Origin of the sequence: Psychrobacillus sp. FSL K6-4046 (assembly GCF_038624605.1) — a bacterium.
In the GTDB taxonomy this organism is placed as follows: Bacteria; Bacillota; Bacilli; order Bacillales_A; family Planococcaceae; genus Psychrobacillus.
On the sequence record NZ_CP152020.1, the window covers coordinates 1,412,715 to 1,439,095 of the forward strand.

At 37.5% G+C, this 26,381-nt stretch carries 26 protein-coding genes and 1 riboswitch; of the genes, 22 read left to right on the forward strand and 4 right to left on the reverse strand.

Annotated elements, in window-relative coordinates; translation table 11 throughout:
- The first annotated feature begins 159 nt into the window (after positions 1-159).
- Together MKY09_RS06905 and MKY09_RS06910 are read left to right on the forward strand one after the other, a co-directional pair.
- On the forward strand, positions 160-663 hold the full coding sequence (locus MKY09_RS06905; protein ID WP_342567943.1) for a hypothetical protein: 504 nt from the start codon (positions 160-162) through the stop codon (positions 661-663).
- Positions 664-781: 118 nt separating this feature from the next.
- A complete protein-coding gene (locus tag MKY09_RS06910) occupies positions 782-1,345 on the forward strand; it encodes a hypothetical protein (RefSeq protein WP_342567944.1) in 564 nt (187 codons plus the stop codon).
- Between the two features lie 633 nt (positions 1,346-1,978).
- Here the strand turns inward: MKY09_RS06910 and MKY09_RS06915 are convergent.
- Entirely contained in the window at positions 1,979-2,410 is a 432-nt protein-coding gene (locus MKY09_RS06915) for a cytidine deaminase (protein WP_342567945.1), read from the reverse strand.
- A 495-nt stretch (positions 2,411-2,905) separates the two neighbouring features.
- Here MKY09_RS06915 and MKY09_RS06920 point away from each other — a divergent pair, with 495 nt between their 5' ends.
- The gene (locus MKY09_RS06920) at positions 2,906-4,327 is read left to right on the forward strand and encodes a sodium:solute symporter family protein (RefSeq protein WP_342567946.1); all 1,422 of its coding nucleotides are present in this window, start codon (positions 2,906-2,908) and stop codon (positions 4,325-4,327) included.
- Between the two features lie 129 nt (positions 4,328-4,456).
- Positions 4,457-5,173, forward strand: coding sequence for a Fe-S oxidoreductase (locus MKY09_RS06925; protein ID WP_342567947.1), 717 nt, complete (start codon positions 4,457-4,459; stop codon positions 5,171-5,173).
- A gap of 50 nt (positions 5,174-5,223) precedes the next feature.
- Here the strand turns inward: MKY09_RS06925 and MKY09_RS06930 are convergent, their stop codons facing one another.
- Positions 5,224-5,415: a hypothetical protein gene (locus MKY09_RS06930; RefSeq protein WP_169361093.1), complete on the reverse strand. Its 192-nt coding sequence runs from the start codon at positions 5,413-5,415 to the stop codon at positions 5,224-5,226.
- A gap of 263 nt (positions 5,416-5,678) precedes the next feature.
- Here MKY09_RS06930 and MKY09_RS06935 point away from each other — a divergent pair, with 263 nt between their 5' ends.
- The 5 genes from MKY09_RS06935 to MKY09_RS06955 are packed head-to-tail and all read left to right on the forward strand — an operon-like array spanning position 5,679 to position 9,085.
- Positions 5,679-6,092, forward strand: coding sequence for an NUDIX hydrolase (locus MKY09_RS06935; protein ID WP_298470251.1), 414 nt, complete (start codon positions 5,679-5,681; stop codon positions 6,090-6,092).
- Positions 6,093-6,098: 6 nt separating this feature from the next.
- Positions 6,099-6,428 carry a hypothetical protein gene (locus MKY09_RS06940; protein WP_342567948.1) on the forward strand — a complete coding sequence of 110 codons (330 nt, stop codon included), beginning with the start codon at positions 6,099-6,101 and terminating at the stop codon, positions 6,426-6,428.
- Between the two features lie 12 nt (positions 6,429-6,440).
- A complete protein-coding gene (locus MKY09_RS06945) occupies positions 6,441-6,983 on the forward strand; it encodes a DUF402 domain-containing protein (RefSeq protein WP_298470255.1) in 543 nt (180 codons plus the stop codon).
- Positions 6,984-6,997: 14 nt separating this feature from the next.
- A complete protein-coding gene (locus MKY09_RS06950; protein ID WP_342567949.1) occupies positions 6,998-7,993 on the forward strand; it encodes a GrpB family protein in 996 nt (331 codons plus the stop codon).
- Between the two features lie 18 nt (positions 7,994-8,011).
- Positions 8,012-9,085: a nitronate monooxygenase gene (locus tag MKY09_RS06955; protein WP_342567950.1), complete on the forward strand. Its 1,074-nt coding sequence runs from the start codon at positions 8,012-8,014 to the stop codon at positions 9,083-9,085.
- Positions 9,086-9,575: 490 nt separating this feature from the next.
- On the opposite strand, the gene MKY09_RS06960 is transcribed toward MKY09_RS06955, so the two are convergent.
- The gene (locus MKY09_RS06960) at positions 9,576-10,100 is read right to left on the reverse strand and encodes a GNAT family N-acetyltransferase (RefSeq protein WP_342567951.1); all 525 of its coding nucleotides are present in this window, start codon (positions 10,098-10,100) and stop codon (positions 9,576-9,578) included.
- A 15-nt stretch (positions 10,101-10,115) separates the two neighbouring features.
- Positions 10,116-11,057, reverse strand: coding sequence for a ribonuclease HIII (gene rnhC, locus MKY09_RS06965; protein ID WP_251553402.1), 942 nt, complete (start codon positions 11,055-11,057; stop codon positions 10,116-10,118).
- A 78-nt stretch (positions 11,058-11,135) separates the two neighbouring features.
- On the opposite strand from rnhC, the gene zapA reads away from it, so the two are divergent.
- The 13 genes from zapA (at position 11,136) to MKY09_RS07030 (ending at position 26,041) form a co-directional block, all read left to right on the forward strand.
- Complete coding sequence (gene zapA, locus MKY09_RS06970) at positions 11,136-11,396, forward strand: cell division protein ZapA (RefSeq protein WP_169361101.1); 261 nt, start codon at positions 11,136-11,138, stop codon at positions 11,394-11,396.
- A gap of 4 nt (positions 11,397-11,400) precedes the next feature.
- Positions 11,401-11,943: a CvpA family protein gene (locus tag MKY09_RS06975; RefSeq protein WP_342567952.1), complete on the forward strand. Its 543-nt coding sequence runs from the start codon at positions 11,401-11,403 to the stop codon at positions 11,941-11,943.
- 103 nt (positions 11,944-12,046) lie between these two features.
- The gene (gene polX / locus MKY09_RS06980) at positions 12,047-13,753 is read left to right on the forward strand and encodes a DNA polymerase/3'-5' exonuclease PolX (RefSeq protein WP_342567953.1); all 1,707 of its coding nucleotides are present in this window, start codon (positions 12,047-12,049) and stop codon (positions 13,751-13,753) included.
- 11 nt (positions 13,754-13,764) lie between these two features.
- Complete coding sequence (locus MKY09_RS06985) at positions 13,765-16,128, forward strand: endonuclease MutS2 (protein WP_342567954.1); 2,364 nt, start codon at positions 13,765-13,767, stop codon at positions 16,126-16,128.
- A gap of 192 nt (positions 16,129-16,320) precedes the next feature.
- Positions 16,321-16,731 (forward strand): DUF350 domain-containing protein, encoded by a 411-nt coding sequence (locus MKY09_RS06990; protein WP_169361105.1) that lies wholly within the window; start codon positions 16,321-16,323, stop codon positions 16,729-16,731.
- A 370-nt stretch (positions 16,732-17,101) separates the two neighbouring features.
- Positions 17,102-18,799 carry an AMP-binding protein gene (locus tag MKY09_RS06995; protein WP_169361106.1) on the forward strand — a complete coding sequence of 566 codons (1,698 nt, stop codon included), beginning with the start codon at positions 17,102-17,104 and terminating at the stop codon, positions 18,797-18,799.
- 88 nt (positions 18,800-18,887) lie between these two features.
- Positions 18,888-19,469, forward strand: a complete 582-nt coding sequence (locus MKY09_RS07000; RefSeq protein WP_169361107.1) for a TetR/AcrR family transcriptional regulator — start codon at positions 18,888-18,890, stop codon at positions 19,467-19,469.
- A gap of 16 nt (positions 19,470-19,485) precedes the next feature.
- A complete protein-coding gene (locus MKY09_RS07005; protein WP_169361108.1) occupies positions 19,486-20,259 on the forward strand; it encodes an enoyl-CoA hydratase in 774 nt (257 codons plus the stop codon).
- Between the two features lie 21 nt (positions 20,260-20,280).
- Complete coding sequence (locus MKY09_RS07010) at positions 20,281-21,054, forward strand: electron transfer flavoprotein subunit beta/FixA family protein (protein ID WP_169361109.1); 774 nt, start codon at positions 20,281-20,283, stop codon at positions 21,052-21,054.
- A gap of 78 nt (positions 21,055-21,132) precedes the next feature.
- A complete protein-coding gene (locus MKY09_RS07015) occupies positions 21,133-22,110 on the forward strand; it encodes an electron transfer flavoprotein subunit alpha/FixB family protein (RefSeq protein ID WP_169361110.1) in 978 nt (325 codons plus the stop codon).
- Positions 22,111-22,241: 131 nt separating this feature from the next.
- Positions 22,242-22,556, forward strand: a complete 315-nt coding sequence (gene trxA, locus MKY09_RS07020) for a thioredoxin (protein ID WP_053588706.1) — start codon at positions 22,242-22,244, stop codon at positions 22,554-22,556.
- A 52-nt stretch (positions 22,557-22,608) separates the two neighbouring features.
- Positions 22,609-24,399, forward strand: a complete 1,791-nt coding sequence (gene uvrC, locus MKY09_RS07025) for an excinuclease ABC subunit UvrC (protein ID WP_169361111.1) — start codon at positions 22,609-22,611, stop codon at positions 24,397-24,399.
- Positions 24,400-24,442: 43 nt separating this feature from the next.
- Positions 24,443-24,620: riboswitch (Lysine riboswitch) on the forward strand.
- A gap of 203 nt (positions 24,621-24,823) precedes the next feature.
- Positions 24,824-26,041 carry an aspartate kinase gene (locus MKY09_RS07030; RefSeq protein WP_169361112.1) on the forward strand — a complete coding sequence of 406 codons (1,218 nt, stop codon included), beginning with the start codon at positions 24,824-24,826 and terminating at the stop codon, positions 26,039-26,041.
- Positions 26,042-26,381: the final 340 nt, after the last annotated feature.

The following is a 26,381-nucleotide window of genomic DNA, read 5'->3' on the forward strand; positions in this document are numbered from 1 at the left end:
CAAACAGCCAAAAAACTTTTAGAGAATAACTAAAAGAATTAAATAAATGAAAAAGGAGCAGCACCAAAATAGGTGTTGCTCCTTTTTGTTGAACTCTGAGAGTAGAAGTATATTTATGTTAAAATAGGTATAAAAAGTTACGAAATTGGAGGTTAGCGAGTGGGTACCTTTGATCCAAACAACAGTACATACACGAAAGAAATATTAGAGAAACAGCTAATCCTATCGAAGCCTTTAACTAAAAATGAAGTAGAGGAATTGAACTTAGCAAACAACAATCTTAAAAATGAAGAGGATAACTTCCTACCGAAGCAGTGGTTTTGTCGTGCGGATATAGGGGAGTGGGAAGAGGTAGAAATATTTATACAAGGTGATGATCAAAAGCCTTATGTCAGCTGTATAGAAATGGCCGAGAAAATACTAAAAGCTATTCCTCAGCATATTAATCGTGCATTAAATTACTTGAAAGAATTTTTTCCTGCTCAACAATCGGAGGACTATTACTTATCTACGATTTCCTTTGGAAGAATGATTAATTTTGATGATCAGCTTTTTACAGGTTTTACAATAGGTTTTTATAGCGAACAACGGCATGAATTTCAATACAAGGTGAAATTCAAAGAAAATGGTTGGCCAATTGGGTTTGAGGGTGGACCAATGTAGAATAGAAATCGAAAGCTTCTTAGGAAGAAATAAACAGAATTTATAAATTACTCGAAATCATGAAAGCTATAATATAGCTAATCCTTGGAAAAAAATAACTTGTTGAGGATGTGTAAAAATGGGTTTTTTTAATCGCTTATTTAAAAAAGTGGAAGATATTAATAAGGGAGAAGTAGCTGTTTCTGAACTGAAATCCGAGTTCTATCTTGAGTCGCCTGTAGAAGAAGCAAAGGATTATTGGGTGGAAATGGCTCAAAATATTATTGTGAACACGGTTAAGGCAACAAACAATTCTGTTGAACGAGCTTTTGTCCTCATCGATTTTGGAGAAAAACCTTCTTTTGATATCTTTTATCAAGTAGAGGGAAGTTTAGTTATGTGGGATCAGCTTGAGGATCAGGATATAAAAGAAAAAATAGAATATGAACTGCTACCTCAAGCAACCGATGTTGTGAAAGCAGTAAACGATAACTTCATTCAAGCCGATCACCCAACCATTGCATATGCGGAGCTGCAATTTGAATGGCAAACTAGCGCTTGGTTTTCACATATAATATGGGAAGACGACGAGTACTCAAAGCTAGCTAAGGACGAAATATTAAATAAATGGTTTGATACATTAAGTGTTGAAATCAAAGATTTGCCATTAGATAGTGACACTAAGCTGTCCTGGTATCCGTAAGTTGTTTTAATCATATTCTTTTAAAAGAGAGCAAGAGTTTAATAGCTTGATTATAACGCCTTTGTCTAATTTCGGAACGTCCTCTCTATTTTATAGGAGAGGACTTAGCTAACTTGTGTCCATATATCGATACTAGCTTAAGGGGAGAATTTATGAATAAACAAGCGGTAACTTATTTTATCTCAGGAATAAGTGTCATACTGATAAGTACACCATTAGGGTACAGTTTAGTTAAGATCGTGTATAGAAACAAAAATTTAGCTGGAGAATATGTACCAATTCTTAACGGATTTATATATTCATTGATGTTAGTCGGTGTTTTGATATTTAGCATTGGTATAGTTAACTTCATAAAAAATAAAAATTAATCGTTGTATTAAAGGATGCGTTATTTCAAGAAGGAAACCTGAAACAGAGAATTTATTCCCCTCGCATAATCGCTATTACTTCAAAAAGAGTTCAACCATTGTTTCATTAACAAGAGCTTTACTTTAAAAAAGTCACCTAGTTTTCACATATCCCTAAGTCTATTAAGACGCAAAAAAAACCCTGCTTTTATTTGAAAGAAGGGGTTTTTCTTTGTATTCAATTATACGATTTTCAAATTAATTCACTACACTACATTAAAGAAGGTCATTCAGGATCACTTGTATATTTTTCTGGTAATAATTGCATTACATTACACTTTACTAACTCACCTTTATAAGAAATGATTACATCAGTATCAGTCCCATAATCACTTATTAACTCACGACACATGCCACATGGTACAACTACCCAACATTTTTCTATATCCTCGTGTGGATGAGGGTGGGCTACTGCGACAATCGTTTCAAATTCATGGTCTCCCTCAGAGATAGACTTACCAATAGCCATTGCTTCTCCACATACGGTAATTCTTCCTACATTCGCTTCAAGGTGTACTGCCGAGTATATCTTTCCCGTTTTCGTTCTTACCGCTGAACCAATGTGATGTCGTTCATATCTATAATTCTTTTCAATAACATTTTCTGCCTCCTTAATCAATTCATAATCTTTGCTCTCTAAAGGTCTTACTTCTAACATAATAATCTTCCTCTCAATAATTCAACTTTATTTACTACTTCGTCGCCTTTTCAAATACACCCCTTATACGAATAACCTCTCTAGTTCGTTTAAGTGTAACATTTCACACACAACCATAGAACATAGCCTTTAATATTTAAAAGAGAAATTAACTTTTATTTGGATAAAAGCTTCATCCAAATCAGATGGCTGTAAGTGGTTGTATCTTTGAGAAAGCGTCCGGCTGGTGCGGAAATCAATTCTACTCTCTGATTTCTTTTTCTATGCGTGATAAATCAACCCTAATCTTTAACAGAGCCTATTTCTTTAGCAAAAGAGAGACTCCCAATTTTTTATGGAAATTTCTAATCTTACTATTAGATAAGTAGATATTTATTCGTTCTTTTTTCTGGTTTATATCTATCAAGTATTGGGTAGTAAAGTAATAGCAAATTTTTAATAATTTACTTATTTTATTAACAAAATTTGTATTAACAACGAAGGAGAGGGGATTTAATGGGTTTATCGTTTTGGACATGGACAGTTACGATTATATTATCGTTAGCTTTTATAGGGATGTCTTTCCTATTTAAGAAAAAAGCAGATACGAGCTTTGCGCATTATGCAATAGCTGGTGGAACGTTGCCATTTTTCTTATTATTGTTTACGGACATTGCAACCATCATGGGAGTCGGCAATTTCGTAGGCCATTCCTCAAAGGGGTACGAGATTGGAATAGCTAATGTGCCATTCGTCATTGGAGAGCAGGGTGCAAAAATATTATTTGCGCTGGTATTTGCAGGTTTTGCGGCAAGGTTTACATATAATACACTAGCAGAAATGATGAATGATTTAATCATAGGAGATAGATTGTCTCGTGGTTTAATAGCCATTTTAACTTCCTCTATAATGATAGCTTGGGTAAGTGGACAAGCAATGGGGATGGGGGCGCTATTTTCAGCCTTTACTGGAGCAGATCCTCTTATGATGATATTAGTTTTTTCTGCGGTGTTTATCATTTACACGGCAGTTGGCGGTATGTATTCTGTTGTATGGACTGACCTCATACAGGGAGGAATACTCATTGCTATCGCTGTTTGGTTTTACATACAAGTATTCGATAAAGTTGATTTTAGTTTTACGACCCTAAAAAGTGGGTTGGAAAATGTAGGGGCGATCGAGTTAGCTCAAATGAATCTTTCTGCTATGGAGGTTATTTCTCTATTTGTTACAGGAACTTTAGGGATACTGGCTGCTCAAGTATATTGGCAGCGGTGTTTTGCTTCGAAAAACCCGAAGGCAGCAAGCAGAGCTATGCTAATCAGTGGAATAGTAGCTATTGTATTTACTGTTTTTGCAACAATTGCCGGAATGGTAGTAAAAATACAAAATCCTAATTTAGCTGCAGACGAAGCTATTTCGTGGCTTATCCTTGAGGAAATGACGCAACTGGCTGCTCTAGCGTTTTTTATCATGATATTCCTAGCAGCAATCTCCAGTGCTTCTTCTCTTTTGCATTCCGCTGCAGTCGTCATTGTAAACGACTTAGTAATCCCAAATATGAAACCTAAGGAAGATTCCTATTATTTAAAATTAACGAGAATAGGAGTTATCGTAATTGGGGCTTTTACAATTGGGACAGCTATTTGGGCCGACTCTATTATAGATTTATTCTCCTTGGCTTATTCAATGGCTGGTGGAGGAGTTGTGCCAGTCTTAGTTGTCGGCTTACTTTGGAAAAAGAAAAAGGGTCAAGAATTTTCAATGGGTTCAAGTAACAGTCAGGTTTCCGTTTGGGGAGCAAGAGTTGGTATAGTTGCTGGCTCTATTGCCTCACTTGCATTAGGAATTTTATGGGGTGTTTTAGTATCTGTATTGTTAACTATCATCATCTCCAAAATGGTTCCTACTCCAACAGAGACATCTTTAGAGGTATAACGAATGCACCCCTATACCGATTCAGCAATCGATATAGGGGTTTTCTCTCGTTCAAGCTGGAAATGTTGCAATGACGGTCTCTTCCGATAAAATAGAAGTATTGAATAAATTATTTGAATAGGTGAGAATATGCCAGCAATTACGTTTGAACAAGAATTTATATTAAATGAACACCGAATATATACGACTAGGCCGCTTCGTACACTATTCACGTTAGAACGTCTCAGCAAAGAATTTTTCCAGGATGATTTTGCAAAACTGATGCAAGGAATTACAGAAGCAGAAAATCAGGTAGCAGCTGTTTCTCATTTTTCTAAAAGATATGGTATGTTTTTTGCCAATCAATTTTATATGTTAGCAGCTTATGACATGATTTGGGATGGTAAGCATACTGAGCTTCATTTCGATGTCACCAAGGAGTATGATGCCTATACCATTGCTATGTTCATCAATCCAAATGATTTTCGTTATGTGAAAGAAACAGAACGAAAAGACGTGATTATGAAAATATTACAGAAGCAAGGGTACGAGATTGTTCAGTATTTGAGAAAGACAACAAGTATCTCGCCATTGGTTATTTGGGAAAGCTTTTTTGTTTCCATTGTTAAAATGTATGAAAAACTTTTAGAGAATCCATCTACTGCATCTCAGGCGATGGATGATATTGAAATTTTAGAGAGTACTGAGGCTTGGAAATCATTTTCTACTAAATCTCTTTTTTATGAATATACAAAAGGGAGAAATCCAGCAGTGCTAGTCAATCAGCCGATCCGACGGAGCTGTTGTATGTCAATGGATATACCCGGGCAAGGGGCTTGCGGTTACTGTCCTAAGACCAACTTGTAAAACTATACTTCCAAAAATTTAGAGCCCTGCCATAAAAGGCAGGGCTTGTTCTATGGAGAAATTTTTTTGTGACTAATCCACCAATCTATGTGTTCTAAATTAAAGGCTATAATATCTCCGATTGGTCTAAGATGTGGTATTTCTTTATTTAGAATCAATTGATGGATTTGTTCTTCTGTAAGCGGGTAGCCAACAGAATCTAAATATGTCGTTAATTTTTTTACTCCATAGACTCTTCTCAACTAATCACCTCCCACCAAAAGCTCTTCCATGCAAAGAAAAACGCTTAGTGAGACGTATTAATTATTAAATAAATATATTAATATATACCCTTATTAGAAAAAGATAATCCTAAAGACTCGGAACGTTTGTTTGATGAATATTCTAAAATTTCAGAACATAAATTTATCTATTTTGTTATAATTTCTTTATTGAGGCTGATCGATAGTTAAAGGATTGAGTGCCAAGCCCTCGTCCTAAAATATATGTAAGGGAGAATCATATATTGAAAAGAGTAGACGTGGTATACGGCTTAATAACGGATAGGAATGAAGAAAATATACTAATGGTCAAAAATAAGGGGGCAGGCTGGACACTTCCAGGTGGAACAGTCGAGCATGGCGAGACATTGGAGCAAGCAATTAGGAGAGAAATTCAAGAAGAAACTGGTTTAATAACGGAAGTAGAGAGAGTAGTCGCACTAAATGAAGCATTTTTTACACACAAGGATAGCCAGGTATTGTTCGTAACCTTCAAAATGAACGTACTTAATGGAGAGTGTAGCATACAATATCCAGATGAAATAGAAGAGCTAAAATGGGTGGATCATGAAACCGCTAATAAATGGATGCCCTATCACCGAGGAGGAATAAAAAGCTTGTTAAATTCAGCAGCACCCTATACGTTTCAAAACAATTAGGAGGGAATGGAAGTGTTTCATTTATTTAAAAATATTAGTCCCAGCAAAGAAAATGTAGGAAGTAAGGTAGATAGGATACACGATGACGATGACTTAGGAGTTGGCATACTCATCCACTTTACTCCAATTGCCACTTATATGTATTTATCTACCGATATACTTATAGAAAAAGGAGATACTTTGTATGATTCTAAACACAGAGAAATCATTGTAGAAGGCAACAGTGTATCTATCACTCTAAATAATAGAAGTGAAATCCCAGAGATAATTGATTTATATGGATTAAACAATTTGGATTTACCTTTAATCACTATAGAAGTAACATTATCCTATTAAAGGAGAATTAGGATGGTTATAAGAAAATATGGGGAACGCCCGGGATGGTCAAGAATTTTAAAAAGACGATATACTTTTGTAGAGATTAATTCCGAACAGTTTACGGGAGGGGCATCCCTTTTACATTTAGTAGAGACGGCAAAACCTTTATGGGTTAGTTATGATGCAAAGAAAATTTGTATTGTCGACCACGGGTATATGTGGCTGCAGCACTTTCCAACGGCAGAAAACTATACGGTAACGACCATGTTTGATCAAAACGGAAAAGTAGTTCAATGGTATATAGATATATGCGATAAACATGGTATAGACGATCAAGGTCCTTGGTGGGATGATTTATTTTTAGACATTATAGTCCTTCCATCTGGTGATTACTTTCTCGTGGATGAAGAGGAGCTTGAAGAGGCTCTACATTCTGGTCGAATAAATCAAGAAAAATATGAGCTGGCTAAACATGTAGCTCATAAAATCATGGATGAGCTAAAGGGAAATAACATGAACCTTTTAGGATTATCCGTACATCATAAAAACGAGCTGACAGCACTTCTTAAATAAAAGTGGGGATTATAATGAGAAAAGTTGAAGTTAAAGAGTTTTCAAAGAAATGGGCTACTGATTTTCAACAAGAATCAAAGTCTTTGAATGATATCTTCAAGGAAGAAATAGTAGAAATTTACCATATAGGGAGCACTTCTATAGAAGGGCTTTCTGCAAAGCCGATTATAGATATAATGCCTGTTGTCCGGGATATTAAACGAGTTGATGCATACGATGAGCAAATGATTCAACTTGGCTATACCCCAAAAGGAGAAAACGGTTTACCAGGTCGACGCTATTTTCAAAAAGGGGGTGACAATCGAACTCATCATGTACATATTTATGAACAAGGGAATCCTGAAATAGAGAGACATCTTATTTTTAGAGATTATTTAAGAAAACATTCTGTGGAGGCAAAGAAATATGGTGAGCTAAAGAGAGCTCTTGCCCAACAGTTTCCTTATGATGTGGAGAGTTATATTAATGGTAAGGACAAGTTTGTGCAATCATTAGAGGAAAAAGCTATGCAATGGAATAATAGAATTCAGTTGAATTTTCATAGAGCGTTTGGAGTGTATGGTATTTGTATACATGAAAACAAGCTTCTAGTTATTCAGAAAAATGGTGGTCCTTATATCAACCGCTATGACCTTCCAGGTGGGAATTTAGAAACAGGTGAATCGCTGCAGGAGGCAATTGAAAGAGAATTCCATGAAGAAACAGGGTTATTAATCGATGTGCGTAAACAGATTGGAGCAGCTGACTTTATTATTCACACCGATTGGAGAGAAGGCACGGCTGTACACCATGTAGCCGTTTTTTATGAAGTTGAGCATGTAGGAGGGTCGATATCTGAACCATTACAGTTTGAAGGACAGGACTCACTAGGAGCTGTATGGATTTCGGAACAGGAAACATCGATGGAAAATTCCTCGCCCTTAGTCTTAAAGGCGTTTGAATGGTTGCGAACAAAAAAGATATCTGTTGAAGCTACTTATTATGAACAGTGGAAAGTTAAAGGAAACTGAAATAAGGAGAGGTTTTCGATGATGGGAAATAATTTTATGAAATCATTAGATTTAAAGTGCCCTATCATTCAAGCTCCAATGGCTGGAGGAATTACAACTCCTGTGCTAGTCAGTGAAGTCTCCAATCAAGGTGCACTTGGAATGATTGGTGCAGGATATTTAAAGCCTGATCAATTACGAGTTCAAATAAATCAGGTGAAGGCACTTACGAATGCAAATTTTGGAGTAAATTTGTTCGTTCCTGAGCATTTTGAATTGAATGAGGACCAGGTTGCAAAATCTAAGGAGCTAATAAACAATTATAAGCTTCTTTTAAATCATAAAATGAAAGAACCGGACTTACCTACAAAAGAAATTGAAAAGCAAACATATGAGGAACTACTAAAGATTGTTATAGAAGAAAGAGTGGCTGCTTGTTCCTTTACATTTGGAATTCCTTCCAAAAAAACGATTGAAAGTCTTAAACAAAACGGGATTATGACAATAGGGACAGCTACTACTGTGTCAGAAGCCGTTGCTATCGAACGGGCGGGGATGGACGCGGTAGTTGTACAAGGTAGTGAGGCAGGAGGGCATCGTGGAAACTTTTTAGTAGATTCCCCTACCAGCATGATTGGCTTAATGGCACTAATTCCCCAGGTTACTGATCAGGTGTCAATACCAGTTATTGCAGCAGGAGGAATAATGGACGGTAGAGGACTATCTGCCGCATTATGTTTAGGAGCAGATGCTGTACAAATGGGAACAGCCTTCTTAACCACCAAAGAAAGTGGGGCAAACCCAGTGCATAAACAAGCCGTACTGCAAGCAAAAAGCGAGGACATAGTGAGTACGAAAGCATTTTCCGGGAAGGAAGCAAGAGGAATTGAAAATCGTTTTATGAAAGAAATGCATGTGCATGAAAACAAGCTACCGCCCTTTCCCGTCCAAAATGCACTTACACAAAACTTAAGAAAAGCGGCCACTCAGCAAAAAGACGCAGATTTCATGTCTCTCTGGTCGGGCCAAAGTCCAACATTAGCTAGAGAGGAAACGGTTGAACAGCTTGTTCGTCGTGTTGTAAATGAGGCTAACCTAATCTTAAATAAGTAGGCTTTAAGAAATATGGTGACATTAAATGAAATAGCTTTGTTAAATTTTTTGGTTGATTTTGACTAACAATTCTTTTTTATAGTGACTGTAAACATTATAAAAGTGATATTCAAATGATTATTAAGATCAAAAATAAATTATGAAATTGGAGTTCGTGACAGTTGGCTTAGTTTATGCGAGTAAATTTATAAGCAATTAATCGATGCATTAAAGCTATTCCCATTTATTGATTGGAGCGCCAGACGGCGACTCCTACGGGATGAGGGAGACAGATAAGACATCACAACCACGCGCGTAAGCGATGGGTGATGGCTTATCGCTCACCCCGAGGAAAGCATCCGGTTGGCGCGGAAATCAATTCTACTCTCGAATTTAAAGATTTCTTTTTCTATGTATCATAAATCAACCCTACTCTTTAACATAGCCAATTAAATAAAGAGGAGTTTCACAGTAATACCATGAAAATCCTCCATTTAATCGATACAATAATCTATTGTGATATAGTTTCCTTAATCAATCTACATTCATATACTGGTTCTTCTTGCTGGGTATCTTCAAACCATTTCAACCCTATATAAGTAAAGCCCACTCGCTCTAAAATTTTGAGGGATCCAACATTTTCTTTGCTTGCAGAAGCTGAGACAAGTTTAACTTTTGGATGAAGTTTTACAATGTTCATACAAGCTCCCACTGCTTCCGTTGCATACCCTTTCCCCCAAGATTTTTTATTGAAATGATAAATCAATTCTACTTCCTCTATTGTATTTTCAACATTGAAGCCAGCTGCTCCAATTATTTCTCCTGTATTTTTTTCCATCACTGCATAAACGGATAGATTATTATTTTCATGACAGTGGCGATAAAACTCGAGAGTTTTAGGCAATGTCTCGACGGAAGCCGAGCCACCACATAATTTCATCACTTCTTTGTCTCCCCAAAAAAGCTTTGCTGGTTCTGCATGGCTTTCCTCAAATACAACAAGGCGTAATCTTTCTGTGTCCCCTATAATGTTCATTTATGATCCCATCCTTTAAAATTTCCTTTTTTGCACAAGCTTCATGGCTTTTTGTGTATTGGCAAAATGCCATTTGGTAATGGATTTGAGGAATTCCTCGCCATGCTTTAAATAAATTTTTGCCGCTATCTCATCGACTTTTGCACTAGCACCCTTAGGAATGGCAGTTTTGGCTATCTCTGTGAGGCGGTCCATTTCCTTTAAGAAAGCATATCTTGCTATAATAGAGGCAGCGGCAACGGAAACGTGTAATTGCTCTGCTTTTGTGGAAAACAAAACATTTTCACGAATGATCTCCTTTTCCATTTTAATATGGTTATAATAAATACCACGCTCAGCAAATTGATCAATAAGGATGAATGATGGCTTTTCGGGCTCCATTTTTTTCAAAACATGCTTCAATGCTTGGTTATGCATCATAGCCTTTATTTTACCTTGTGACCAGCCACGTCCTTGGATTTCGTTATATTTTTCATTTTTTAATACGAGCACACTATGTGTTAAGGTTTTCATCAAATCTGGAGCAATACGACGCATTAGCTCATCTGTAAGCATTTTAGAATCTTTCACACCGAGCTCTTTTACAAGCTCTACTTGATGAGCAGGTACAAAGCAGGCTGCTACCGTAATAGGTCCAAAATAATCCCCGGTTCCGGTTTCGTCTGAACCAACTACAGATTGTAATTCAAAGTGTTCCGGGAGCGTGTCACCTTTAGTTAGGGGGCTTTTTACAGTGGTTGATGTAGAGGAGGTTCCACCATTCCATAGAGCTGCCTCCCTAGAAGCGCCATTTCCTTGGAACATTACCTTCCCAGATTTATAGATAGTGATTGCTGTATCTGATAGCTTAGCAGCGAAAACGACTCCAGGTGCCGAGCGTTCGATTTTGTATTTTAAGTAATGTGCCTTTACTTTTTCTATTTCATTTGCGGGCATTAGTAAAACTTCATTTGACATTCATATGTTCCTTTCTTCACATCGTAATCTATTTCGTGTTATTATTATACATAGGATTTTCTGGGGGAGGGTATGTCTTTGTCAGAACAAGAGAAAACAAGAATCTCTGTTGATATCTATGGACAGAATTATAAAATGGTAGGTACAGAAACTTCTGGTCATATGAGACTCGTTGCCTCCATGGTAGATGATAAAATGAGAGAAATACACTCTCACAATCAACAGCTAGACATCGCAAAATTGGCAGTGCTTACCGCTGTTAATGCAGTAAACGATTACATAAAAGTAAAAGAACAATTAGAACTTCTAGAAGAAGAATTGAAAAGGCTAAAGGACTGAAAAAATGTTAGATTTAATTATCCTGATTTTATTAATTGCCGGTTTTGTAACTGGTGCTAGACGTGGGCTGATAGTACAGCTCATTCATATGGTAGGCTTCATCATTGCTCTATTCGTTGCTTACACTTATTATAAACCACTGGCGGATAAATTTGTTCTCTGGATTCCATTTCCTGCAGTAACCTCAGAGTCCACATTTACAATAGCAGTAGAGACTTTGGATCTCGATCAAACGTTTTACCGTATTATCGCATTCACACTGATATTCATGGTAGTTAAGTTCGGGTTACAATTATTAGCCTCTATGTTTGATTTCTTAAAGTACTTGCCTATACTAGGATTTGTCAGCACTGTAACTGGTGCGATTCTAGGGTTTATTGAATTCTATTTCATTTTATTCGTACTTCTATACGTCGTTGTGCTTTTACCGATTGATTTCATCCAAAATGCTGTATCAGGCTCATTCTTAACTTCATGGATGCTTGAGCATACGCCAATTTTATCTGAAATGGTCAAAAACTGGTGGTATATTTATTTGGAAAAGTAACAATGTCTATGATCAACTTCTCTCAGTAGAGGGAAGTTTTTTTAAATAGTCAGCTTATAGGTTATGAAGGACTTATGTTTTCTTACTTAAAGGAGGTCTACTAATGGATAAAAAGACGATAATTAAAACATTAGAAAAAATTGCATTATATATGGAGCTTCAAGGAGAAAATCCTTTTAAGGTATCTGCTTTTCGAAAAGCAGCACAAGTTTTAGAGCTAGATGATCGTAGCTTGTCTGAAATGGATAATATAACTTCGCTTAAGGGTATTGGTGCGGCAACTGGATCCGTAATCACTGATTTAATGGAAACTGGACAATCCTCTCTTCTCAAAGAAATGCAAGAAAAAGTGCCAAGTGGTCTGTTGCCTATGCTAAAAATCCCAGGTCTTGGAGGAAAGAAAATTGCCAAGCTGTACAAAGAATTAGGTATTGAATCCATCGAACAGTTAAAGACTGCCTGTGAGGAAGGGAAGGTTCGCGGACTTGCAGGATTTGGGGCTAAAACCGAGGAAAAGATACTAGCTCAGCTCGAAGTGTTTCAAACCAAACCGGAAAGAACTGCTATTTGGCAGCTTGAGCCGATAGTGGCTTTTATAGAAAATACATTAGCAGATATAGAAGAAGTGGTGAAATATTCTGTTGCAGGGTCGTATAGACGAGTGAAAGAATCTAGTAAGGATATCGATTTTATCGTTGCGACGAATTCCCATCAAAAGGTCAGAGAGGAATTACTAGAAAAGCTTCCCCTCCTAAAAATTATTGCAGCTGGAGACACTAAGGTATCAGTTACTTTAGATGTTGAAAACGAAGTGGATGTAGACTTTAGGTTAGTAGAACCTCATCAATATGCTTCTGCCTTACATCACTTTACAGGGTCTAAAGATCATAATATTAAAATGAGACAAATTGCCAAAGAAAAAGGGCTGAAGATAAGTGAATATGGTGTGGAGCAAGAGGACGGCTCCGTACAGTCCTTTGAAACAGAGGAAGCGTTTTATTCATTTTTCGATTTACCATTTATACCTCCGACTATACGAGAGGATGGGACAGAACTAGATAAGCTAGAAAAGATTCCAAGTCTTGTAACGCTGGAGGATATTAAGGGCGATTTTCACATGCACTCCACTTGGTCAGATGGAGCTCATTCTATTGAAGAAATGGTAGAGGCTTGTCGTGAAAAAGGGTATTCCCATACGGTGATAACAGACCACTCTAACTACTTAAAAGTTGCTAATGGTCTTTCAAGAGAGAGACTGTTACAGCAAATCCAAACGATACAAGGATTAAATGCAAAATATAACGATATTGAAATATTAGCTGGAACAGAAATGGATATACTTCCTGACGGTTCGCTGGACTTTGATGACGAGTTACTAGAGCAGCTAGACTTCGTCATCGCATCTATACACTCTAGCTTTAGTCAGTCACAAGATAAAATTATGGCAAGACTTCGTACCGCAATGGAAAACCCTCACGTTCATATGATTGCTCACCCTACGGGAAGAATTATTGGAAGTCGTACAGGTTATGATCCAGATGTGCCAACGTTAATAGAGTGGGCTAGTGAATTTGGAAAAATACTAGAGCTCAATGCAAACCCACATCGTCTCGACTTAGAGACAGAATACTTAAAGCTAGCACAGGAAAAAGGCGTTCTGATAGCCATTAATACAGATGCCCACCATATCGATCAATTAAGATATATGGATGTAGGGGTTAAATATGCTCAAAAAGCATGGCTGAAAAAGGACAACATTGTTAATACATGGACATTTGATAAATTCAAACAGTATTTGAAGAATAAATAGGAGGTGCCAAGGTGATAGCCGAAAGAGCACTGAAAACTTTAGAATATTATAAGATCAGAGAAGAGGTAGGGAAATATTGTACCTCCTCTATCGGAAAAACGCATATAGAAAAGTTAGTTCCATCTGTTGATTACGAGGAAGTAACTAAGCTTTTAGAGGAGATGGATGAGGGACTTACCATACTACGGCTAAGAGGAAATGTTCCGATGGGAGGAATCGTCGATATACGTCCTCATGCAAAACGGGCTCAAATTGGTGGAATGCTAAGTCCGATGGAGCTGATGGAGACTGCGAGCACGATAAGAGCTAGTAAAATTCTTCGAAATTTCTTAGAGAACGTCGCAGAAGCAGAGTCAGTAGCAATCCCACATTTTCTATCTAAAAAGGACTCTTTGCCAATTTTAACGGCTTTAGAGCATGAGATAAACGACTGTATCGATGAGAATGGAAGTGTACTTGATAGTGCAAGCAGCACGCTGCGCTCCATCCGTCAGCAGTTAAGAATTCAAGTGAGTCGCGTACGTGAGAAGCTAGAGAGCTATACACGTGGGGCCAATGCATCTAAAATGCTTTCCGACTCTATTATTACCATTCGAAACGACCGCTATGTTATACCTGTAAAATCAGAATATCGCAGCCATTACGGTGGAATTGTACATGATCAGTCTTCCTCTGGACAAACACTTTTTGTTGAACCATCAGCGGTAGTCCAAATAAACAATGATATTCGTGCATTAAAGGTAAAAGAACAAGAAGAGATTGAACGTATTCTTATTCGGTTGTCAGGCGAGGTAGAGGCTGTTGGACATGAGATATTCCTGTTAGTTAATATACTTGGTGAAATTGACGTCATATTAGCAAAGGCTAAATATGGACAAGCAGAAAAATGTACGATGCCATTGATTAATAACAATGGATACATCCGTTTGGTGAAGGCGAGACATCCTCTTATTTCAGTAGAACAGGCTGTTCCTAATACAATTGAATTTGGAAAGGATATTACTGCTATAGTAATCACTGGTCCAAATACGGGAGGAAAAACCGTTACATTGAAAACGGTTGGTCTTTGCACTTTAATGGCTCAAAGCGGGATACCAGTTCCAGCATTAGATGGGTCGGAGCTTGCGCTATTTGAGTCCGTGTTTGCTGATATTGGCGACGAGCAGTCTATTGAGCAAAGCCTAAGTACATTCTCCTCTCACATGGTCAACATTGTGGATATTCTAAAAAAATATAACGATAAATCATTAATCTTGTTTGATGAGCTTGGTGCAGGAACCGACCCTCAGGAGGGAGCAGCTCTAGCTATCTCAATTCTAGATGCGGTCCATGGAACTGGAGCCCGTGTCATGGCAACTACACACTATCCTGAGCTAAAAGCCTATGGCTACAACCGACCTGGTGTGGCCAATGCAAGTGTGGAATTTGATATTGAAACGCTTAGTCCGACTTATAAGCTATTAATCGGAGTACCTGGACGAAGCAATGCATTTGAAATTTCAGAGCGTTTAGGCTTGCCAAACCATATTATCTCACAGGCACAGACGTATACAGGAACTGACCGTGGAGAAGTAAACTCTATGATTGCTTCCCTAGAGGATAGTCGTAGACAAGCTGAGCGAGATGCAGAGGAAACCGAGGCTGAGTTAGAAAAGGCTAAGCATTTAAAGGATGATCTTGAGCAGAGACTTGCAGAATACGATGAGAAAAAAGAAAAACTAGAACAAAAAGCGAAAGACAAAGCTAGAAAAATAGTGGAAGAGGCAAGAAGAGAAGCGGACGAAATTATTAGCGAGCTACGAAAAATTCAATCTAATACACATAAACTTGTAAAGGAACATGAATTAATAGATGCTAAGAAACGTTTAGAAGAAGCCCTTCCGAACAATCCTGTATTGAAAAAACAGAAAAAAATAAATGAACGTGTGAAAGAATTACAGTCGGGCGACGAAGTAAAGGTGTTAAGCTTTGGCCAAAAAGGAACCTTACTAGAAAAAGTGTCTAAATCCGAATGGTCCGTACAAATTGGAATGCTCAAAATGAAGCTAGATGAATCAGACTTAGAATTTATAAAACCAGAAAAGCAGAAACAGAGCGTATCAGTGAATGCAGTAAGAGGTAGAGATGCACATGTGAAGCTTGAGTTGGATTTACGTGGAGAGCGCTACGAGGATGCTATTATTCGAACAGAAAAATATTTAGACGATGCGATATTGTCGAACTATCCGAGAGTTTCTATTATTCACGGAAAAGGAACAGGTGTCCTAAGACAGGCTATTCAGCAGTACTTGAAAAATCATTCGCGAGTAAAAAGCTATCGATTCGGTGAGGCTGGCGAAGGTGGACACGGCGTTACTGTCGTTGAATTGAAGTAATGTTGGAAGGAAGGAGAAATAGATGTCATTTAATCCGTATTCTCTTTCTTCCCCTTATTAGTAAAGTAGATATAACTCGTTGTTTTCTTTTTAACAAAAGCACGGGAAATGGAAATTTATTCAGCTATATAAAAAATGAAACTTTCATTTTTATAAATCGTAAAGATAGAAAAGTTTGAAAGGGGCTATATCATGCTGCTAGGTAGTTTTTGGTCAAATCCATTAGTAGAATCTGCAGGTTATTTTAGTGTGGTTATATTATGTTTAATAGTTTCCATGGTTATGTTTGAGATCGTGACCAAATATAAAAACTGGCAGGAAATTAAAAATGGAAATGTCGCAGTGGCACTAGCCACGGGTGGGAAGATATTTGGTGTATGTAATATCTTTAAATATTCAATTGAAGAGCATAATACACTTTTTGAGATGATTGGTTGGGGACTATATGGATTCGCTCTTCTAATTATCGCGTATTGGTTATTTGAATTTTTTACTCCCGGCTTTAATGTGGATAAAGAAATAGAAAATGATAATCGATCCGTTGGATTTATTTCGTTAATTATTTCTGTAGGATTATCATTTGTTATTGGTGCGAGTATTTAATTAGGAGAGATAAAGATGGAGAAATTATCAAAGGTATTAATTGTAGTTGGAATATTTTTTCTAGCAATTGGCATAATATATATAGTAAAAAATTCATAGAGTTATTTAAGCTCCACGGGAAGCTGTAATAATGCGTTAGTAAATTCAATTGAATGAATTAACGAATTAGTACAGTCTCTTTTTTTATCTGTTTTAAGTTGATTTCACTAACGTTTATGTTTTGTCAGGCCTATTACCTTCTTTAATTTGGATTGGAATGCAAAGTGACTACTACTTTTCTTTTTTTATGAATTGAATTGTCATTCATTTTTATCTATAATAAAAAATAGGAATATTCACTCTATTAAAATCATACAAAGGGGGCAAACAAATGATTGAAAAACCATGGCTTTCTCACTATCCGCCGGAAGTTCCACACACGCTTGACTATGAAACTATTCCTGTCCAAGAGTATCTTACGAGAGCGTACAAGAAATTTCCAGCGAAGATAGCCATACATTTCATGGGGAGAGATGTAACTTACAAAGAGCTTTACGAATCATCGATGAAGTTTGCGAATTATTTGCAGTCATTAGGCCTGCAAAGAGGGGACAGAGTAGCAATTATGCTGCCAAACTGTCCGCAAGGGGTTATAGGTTATTTTGGGACCTTATATGCAGGTGGTATTGTTGTACAAACAAATCCTCTGTACACTGAACGAGAAATCGCGTACCAGTTAAAGGATTCAGGAGCAAAAATCATTTTAGCTATGGACATTCTTTTTCCTAGAATTACTAAGGTAATTAAAGAAACAGATTTAGAAAATATCATCATCACAGGAATTAAGGACTACCTACCCTTTCCTAAAAATCTTATCTATCCATTTATACAGAAGAAGCAATATGGCTTTAGTGTAAAAGTTGAGCATCGAGGTATGAACCATCTATTTACTGAAATTATGAAGGTCGGTAAGACGAATACCATTGACTTAACATTCGATTTTGAAGAGGATCTAGCTTTACTTCAATACACTGGTGGTACTACTGGCTTCCCTAAAGGCGTTATGCTCACGCATAAGAATTTGATTTCAAACGTTTCTATGAGTAGAGCATGGTTGCATGAATGTCGTGAAGGAGAAGAGTCGATTTTAGGTATCCTACCTTTCTTTCATGTATATGGCATGACTACTGTAATGATTTTTTCTGTCATGCAATGCAATCGTATGATATTATTACCTAAGTTTGATGTGGAGACGGCACTAAAAACAATTGATAAACAAAAACCCACACTGTTTCCAGGCGCTCCAACTATGTACATCGGTATTTTAAATCACCCAGATGTTAAAAAGTATGACTTATCTTCTATCGTAGCTTGTTTAAGTGGTTCAGCAGCCCTACCAGCCGAGGTTCAAGAAAAGTTTGAAGAAATAACAGGTGGAAGACTAGTAGAAGGTTATGGTTTAACTGAAACATCTCCTGTTACACATGCAAATTTAATATACAGTGAGGACCGGGTAAAAGGCTCCATTGGTGTTCCTTGGCCAGATACAGAAGCTACCATTTTTGGACCAGAATCTACTGAGTCATTGCCACATGGAGAAATAGGTGAAATCGCTGTCAAAGGCCCACAGGTAATGAAAGGCTATTGGAATCGCAAAGAAGATACAGAAATGACGATGCGAGACGGATGGTTATTAACAGGTGATTTAGGGTACATGGATGAAAACGGTTTCTTTTATATTGTAGACCGCAAAAAAGACCTTATAATCGCTGGTGGATATAATATTTATCCGCGTGATGTAGAAGAAGTATTATACGAACATCCAGCTGTTCAAGAATGTGTAGTAGCTGGAGTACCAGATCCATATCGTGGAGAAACAGTAAAGGCATACATCGTATTAAAAGAGGGTATGACTGCAACAGAGGAAGACCTCAATACACATTGTCGCGATAACCTTGCTTCCTTTAAGGTTCCTAGAATTTATGAATTTAGAGATGAGCTTCCTAAAACTGCCATCGGGAAAATTTTAAGAAGAAACTTAATAGAGGAAGAAAGAGAAAAGTTGAAGAAGGTAGCGGTTGAGAGTTAATTGTTTATTGACAATATAAAAAATTGAATATAAAATAAAAATATGAATGAATCATCATTCATATTTTTATTTTTTGGTGGTGAATTCATTGAAGAAAGACAAACCTAAGTATAAACAAATTATTGACGCAGCAATCATCGTCATAGCTGAAAACGGATACCATCAATCTCAGGTTTCTAAAATAGCTAAACAAGCTGGTGTTGCAGATGGAACCATCTATTTATACTTTAAAAACAAGGAAGATATTTTAATATCGGTTTTTGAAGAAAAAATGGAAGTATTTGCGGATAACTTGAAAGAAATTTTGAAAGAGGACATCAGTGCCTCTGAAAAATTATATAAGATGATTGAAAATCATTTTAAGGTACTGGCAAGTAACAAGCATCTAGCAACTGTAACCCAACTGGAGCTCCGTCAATCCAATCTAGCCTTGCGTTTACGAATAAATGCTATCTTAAAAAATTATTTGACATTGCTCGACACCATCTTAAAAGAAGGTATAAAAAATGAGGAATTCGAAAATTCTGTAGATATTCGCTTAGCAAGACAAATGGTTTTTGGTACAATTGATGAGACGACTACTTCCTGGGTGATGAATGAGTATAAATATGACTTGGTCGGACTTACAGAGAAAGTACATCGTTTATTATTAAAAGGGATAACAACCTAAAAAGGGATGTGGGTAAATGGAGTTTTTGTCATGGAATGTCGAAAATCATGTAGCAACTGTTACTTTGAATCGTCCTCCTGCAAATGCACTAGCAAGGGGTGTTATTTTAGAAGTTAATAGCTTGTTAGACGAAGTGGAGCACGACGATAACGTTCGTGTGATCCTTCTAAAAGGAGAAGGACGATTTTTCTCAGCAGGGGCAGATATTAAGGAATTTACCACAGTGACTTCTGGAGAAGAGTTTTCAAAGCTAGCTTCTAGTGGACAAACTATATTTGAAAGAGTCGAAACATTCTCTAAACCAATTATTGCTGCCATTCATGGTGCAGCACTAGGTGGGGGATTGGAATTGGCAATGAGCTGTCATATTAGACTAGTTGCTGAAAATGCTAAGCTTGGATTGCCAGAGCTACAGTTGGGATTAATACCGGGCTTTGCCGGCACCCAGCGTCTACCACGCTATGTTGGGTTTGCTAAAGCAGCAGAAATGCTTTTAACAAGCGATCCTATCAGTGGGAAGGATGCAGCTGTATACGGGCTAGCAAACCATGCTTACCCTGAGGAAGAATTGTTTGAAAAGGCTGGGGAGCTAGCAGCTAAAATTGCAAAGAAAAGCCCAGTTGCAGTAAAGGCAGCATTGGAAATGCTTCAATATGTGAAGCCTGCATCTTATCACGAGGGTGTAAAAGCAGAAGCGAATGCCTTCGGAACAGTTTTTGTTTCAGAGGATGCAAAAGAAGGTATTTCAGCATTTATCGAAAAAAGACAGCCTGACTTTAAAGGTAAATAACAATATGGGGAGGACTTCAACATGAATATTTATGTTCTAGTTAAACGCACGTTCGACACAGAGGAGAAAATTGTTGTAAGCGGAGGGAAAATTCAAGAGGATGGTGCAGAGTTCATCATCAACCCTTACGATGAGTATGCAATAGAGGAAGCAATCCAAGTACGCGACGCACATGGCGGAGAAGTAACGGTTATCACAATGGGCGGCGAGGATGCAGAAAAACAATTACGTACAGCTTTAGCGATGGGTGCTGATAAAGCAGTACTTATCAATACAGAAGACGACATAGAAGAAATGGACCAGTTCACAGCGGCTCATATTATATCCGAATACTTAAAAGACAAGGATGCAGATTTGATCTTAGCAGGTAACGTTGCGATCGATGGCGGTTCAGGTCAAGTTGGACCACGTGTTGCAGAGCTTTTAGGTATAAACTATGTAACTACGATTACAAACCTTGAAATCAATGGAACAACTGCTACAATCAAACGTGACGTTGAAGGAGATACAGAAATTTTAGAGGCATCATTACCTCTTTTAGTTACTGCACAGCAAGGTTTGAACGAACCACGCTACCCTTCTTTACCAGGTATTATGAAGGCGAAGAAAAAACCTTTAGAAGAACTAGAATTAGATGACCTTGATATTGACGAAGATGATGTAGAGGCTAAAACAGAAACAATCGAAATTTACTTACCTCCTAAAAAGGAAGCTGGAAAAGTATTAGAAGGAGATCTAGCTGATCAAGTGAAAGAGCTAGTGAGTCTTCTTCATACAGAAGCGAAAGTAGTATAACATTTAGTTTCTAGTAATCTATGAACATCTCGAAATTAAAGAGGGTTCGAATCATTTATAAAATGGGAGGAACAAATCATGTCTAAAAAAGTATTAGTTTTAGGGGAAGCACGTGAAGGTGCACTTCGTAACGTATCATATGAATCAATCGCTGCAGCAAAGCAAATTTCTGATGGTGGAGAAGTAGTAGCAGTATTATTGGGGGATGCAGTCCAAGACTTAGCTGTTGAGCTAGGGAAATATGGTGCAGACCGTGTTATTACGGTAGAACATCCACATTTAAAGCAATATACTTCTGATGGCTATGGTCAAGCATTTATGGCAGTAGTTGAACAAGAAAATCCAGAAGCTATTGTTTTTGGTCATACTGCTTTAGGAAAAGATTTATCACCAAAAATTGCTGGTAAATTACAAATCGGATTAGTTTCTGATGTAACAGCTATTGAAGGAGAAGGGGATGATGCAGTTTATATTCGTCCGATTTACTCTGGAAAAGCATTTGAAAAAGTGAAAGTAAAAGACGGAATCGATTTTATAACTGTTCGTCCTAATAACATTGCTCCACTTGCAAAAGACGATAGTAAATCTGTCGACGTTTCATCGTTATCAGTAGAAATTACAAACCTTCGTACTGTTATTAAAGAAGTGGTACGCAAATCTTCTGAAGGTGTTGACTTATCTGAAGCGAAGGTTGTTATTGCTGGAGGACGTGGAGTGAAGAGTGAGGAAGGCTTCGGACCATTGAAAGAGCTTGCTGACGTATTAGGCGGTGCAGTTGGAGCTTCTCGTGGAGCTTGTGACGCTGACTACTGTGATTATTCACTACAGATCGGTCAAACAGGAAAAGTGGTAACTCCAGATCTTTATATCGCTGTTGGTATTTCAGGGGCAATTCAGCATTTAGCAGGAATGTCTAACTCGAAAATCATTGTAGCAATTAACAAGGATCCAGAAGCAAACATTTTCAAGGTTGCTGATTATGGAATTGTTGGAGACTTGTTTGAAGTTCTTCCAATGCTTACAGAAGAATTCAAAAAGCTTAAAGTAAATGCATAAGAAAATACTCGGCTCCTATTGGGCCGAGTTTTTTATGGATATGGTTATATAGAAGTGTGTAAGCTAAATTGTAGATGTAGCTTTTTTTGTCTGCTATAATCAGTTTAGAGTTACTAAAGGAGGAATTATTTATGGCAATTGTACATGGAACAGATCAAACCTTCTCACAAGAAGTAGAAAAAGGATTAGTATTAGTAGATTTTTGGGCAACATGGTGCGGACCTTGTAAAATGATTGCTCCAGTTTTAGAAGAAATGGACGCTGAAATGAGCGATAAAGTTAAAATCGTAAAAGTAGACGTTGACGAGAACCAAGCAACTGCAAGTCAATTTGGAATCATGTCTATTCCAACATTAGTGTTATTCAAGGATGGTCAACCAGTAGATAAAGCTGTTGGTTTCCAACCAAAAGAAGCACTAGTTCAATTCGTTGAGAAAAACGCATAATAATAAAAACCGGGTCCTCTATGGTTCCCGGTTTTTTTAAACAGGTGATGAGATGAACGAACTTATACAACAAAAGTGTGCAATTTTGCCAGATCAACCAGGCTGTTATTTGATGAAGGATCGACAAGGCGTCATTATATATGTAGGTAAAGCAAAAATATTAAAAAATCGTGTACGATCTTATTTTACGGGATCACATGACGGAAAAACTCAAAGATTAGTACAAGAAATAGTCGACTTCGAATATATCGTTACATCGTCCGAGTTAGAGGCACTCATTTTAGAACTCCATCTCATTAAAAAGCATGATCCAAAATACAATGTCATGCTTAAGGACGATAAAACGTATCCATATATAAAAATTACTGCGGAAAAGAATCCTAAGCTCATCATTACGAGACAGGTAAAAAAGGATAAGGGTAAATATTTTGGACCATATCCAAATTCTCATTCTGCTCATGAAACAAAAAAATTACTGGATAGATTATATCCATTAAGAAAGTGTCAAAAGCTACCTAGCCAAGTTTGCTTGTATTATCATATCGGACAATGCCTTGCCCCTTGTGTGAAAGAAATTGAAGAGGCAACGTACACCGAAATTATTCATGAAATCTCTAGTTTTTTAAACGGTGGCCATGCAGCGGTCAAGAAAGAGCTAACTGAAAAAATGAATGCAGCAGCAGAACAGCTGGAGTTTGAACGTGCAAAAGAGTACCGCGATCAAATAGCACATATTGATCAAGTGATGGAAAAACAAAAAATGACGATGAATGATTTCACAAATCGTGATATTTTCGGATACACAGTAGATAAGGGATGGATGTGTGTCCAAGTGTTTTTTGTACGTCAAGGAAAGTTGATAGAAAGAGATGTTTCTCTTTTCCCAATTTACCGTGACCCGGAGGAAGAATTTCTTACCTTTTTAGGTCAGTTCTACTCCAAACCAGAGCATATTAAACCAAAGGAAATATTTGTACCTAATACGACTGATTTAGAGTTAGCCTCTGAGTTGTTGGAAATGAAGGTTATTATTCCTCAAAAGGGTTCCAAAAAGAACCTAGTGGATTTAGCGCAAAAAAATGCTGCGATAGCTTTGAAAGAAAAGTTCCACTTGATTGAACGACAAGAGGAACGAACTGTAGGGGCAGTAGAAGAACTAGGTAGTCTTATGGGAATTGCTATGCCAAGCAGAATTGAGGCCTTTGATAATTCTCATATTCACGGTACCGATGCGGTTTCTGCCATGGTTGTATTCGTTGATGGCAGAGCATACAAAAAAGACTATCGGAAGTATAAAACGAAAACTGCAGCAAAGCATGATGACTATGGCGCGATGCGTGAGGTCGTTCGTAGACGTTACACTCGTGTGCTAAAAGAGAGATTGCCTCTACCTGATTTAATCATTATTGATGGAGGTAAAGGACAAATAGAAGCAGCGAGAGAAATTATAGAGGATGAACTTGGCTTAGATATTCCAATTGCAGGACTAGCAAAAGATGCCAAACATCAAACATCCTCCTTGTTATATGGTGACCCATTAGCGATTATCCCGATGAAAAGAACAAGTGAAGCATTCTATCTTCTTCAAAGAATTCAAGATGAGGTCCATCGATTTGCAATTACTTTCCATCGACAACAGAGAGGGAAACATACAATTGCCTCCTCGTTAGATGGAATTGAAGGAATAGGTCCAAAACGGAAGAAAATGCTTCTTAAGCATTTTGGCTCCCTCAAACGAATGCAAGCTGCATCACGAGAAGAACTAATAGAATCTGGACTCCCTAGTAAATTAGCCGATAATCTAATGGCTCATTTTCAGAAAAATTTATTGTCTTCTGAATAATCTTATGTTATCTTTAAAACAATTTAATATTCACTATTCAAACAGTGAAGGTAGAGGTGCGAATTGCAAGAGTACTAATCGTGAGGATGAAAGATCCTACGACCGATTAAGAAAGGGTTGTTCGCCGAAACATAGAAAAGCTTTTCCTTTCCTATGTTGGTTCTGTATTTAAGAGATGCAGGACTGTCAGAATATATATATTCTGGAGGGCTATCTCACATGGGCAATCATTGTTGACCGTGTATGAGAAGAGTTAGCTTTCCGCAAATATGTGGAAAGCTTTTTTTATTGTTTAGGAAATTATAAGATTATGAACCTGTGGATAAGTTGATGTCTAGCGCAAGCAGCCTTGCCCCTCAGGGTAGGGATAGGCGCTTGCGCTTTTCTTGTTGTCCGCTCAAGGAGATAAAGGGGAGATAGGTTAATGAGTAAAATTGTGATGAAATTTGGTGGAACCTCTGTAGGCTCCATAGAGTTAATTGGTAACGTAGCAAAAAGGGTACAACTAGAAAAGGAGAAAGGACATGATATCGTCGTAGTTGTATCTGCAATGGGAAAAACAACAGATGACTTAGCGGAAATGGCTAGTAAAATCACTAACAATCCAACAAAAAGAGAAATGGATATGTTGCTTGCTACAGGAGAACAAGTCACTATGTCCTTACTAGCTATTCAGTTAAATGCACTTGGAGTAGAGACGCTCTCTTTAACAGGTTGGCAAGCAGGGATAGTTACGGATGAAGTACATAGAAATTCAAAAATTAAGCAATTGGATGGCCAGAAGATAAATGAGCATTTAATCGCTAATCGAGTAGTAATTGTGGCCGGCTTTCAAGGTATGTCGGAATTAGGGGAGATTACTACTTTAGGGAGAGGAGGGTCAGACACTACAGCCGTCGCCATAGCTGCAGCTATCGGAGCAGACATTTGTGATATTTATACGGATGTAGATGGTGTTTATACGTCAGATCCACGCTACGTATCTCATGCAAGAAAACTAGAACAGCTAGAATATGATGAGATGCTGGAGTTAGCTCATTTAGGAGCTGGAGTGCTGCACCCAAGAGCAGTGGAATTCGCAAAAAACTATAAGATTCCATTACGAGTACGTTCAAGCTATGAAGAAACGGAAGGAACCATTTTAAAGGAGGAAGTAGATGTGGAGAATAATTTAGTAGTACGAGGGGTAGCTTTTGAATCAGATATAGTACGTTTAACGATTGAGTATACAGTGCCTTTTAATGGTTCACTCGCTTCCATATTTACTACCCTTGCCAATAACCATATTGATGTAGATATTATTGTTCAGTCGATTGTCGAAGGAATGAAGCCTACCGTTTCCTTTTCTATAAAAAAAGAATCTCTTTCGGAAGCAATTCACGTTTTAGAGAAAACGAAACAGAATCTAGGTTTTACCTTTGCGGATTTTGAGGTGGGTTTAGCTAAGGTATCTATTGTAGGTTCAGGGATGGTATCTAATCCTGGTGTCGCTGCACAAATGTTCGACCGATTAAGCAAGGAAAACATACCAGTTAAAATGGTTAGTACCTCAGAAATAAAGGTTTCAGTTGTAGTGCCTCAAGGCAATATGATTCAAGCAGCGAATGCACTCCATGATGAATTTGATTTGGCTATAAATTAAGTAATAATTATAGGCTATGTTAAAGGGCAGGGTTGATTTATGATACTAAGAAATCTTAAATCAGAGAGTAGAATTGATTTTTCGCCCCAGCCTGACGCTTTCCTCGGGGTAAGCGATAAGCCACCACCCACAGCAATCGCGCGTGGTTGTGATGGCTTATCTGTCTCACTCATCCCGTAGGAATCGCCGTCTGGTGCTTCAATGAATTAATGGGAACAGCTTTAATGCATGGATAAGTGCTTATAAATTTACTCGCATAAACAAAGCTTAAAACTGTCACCAACCCCAATTTCACAATCTATTTATGTTCTTAATAGCCATTTGAAAGTTCCTTTGTTTA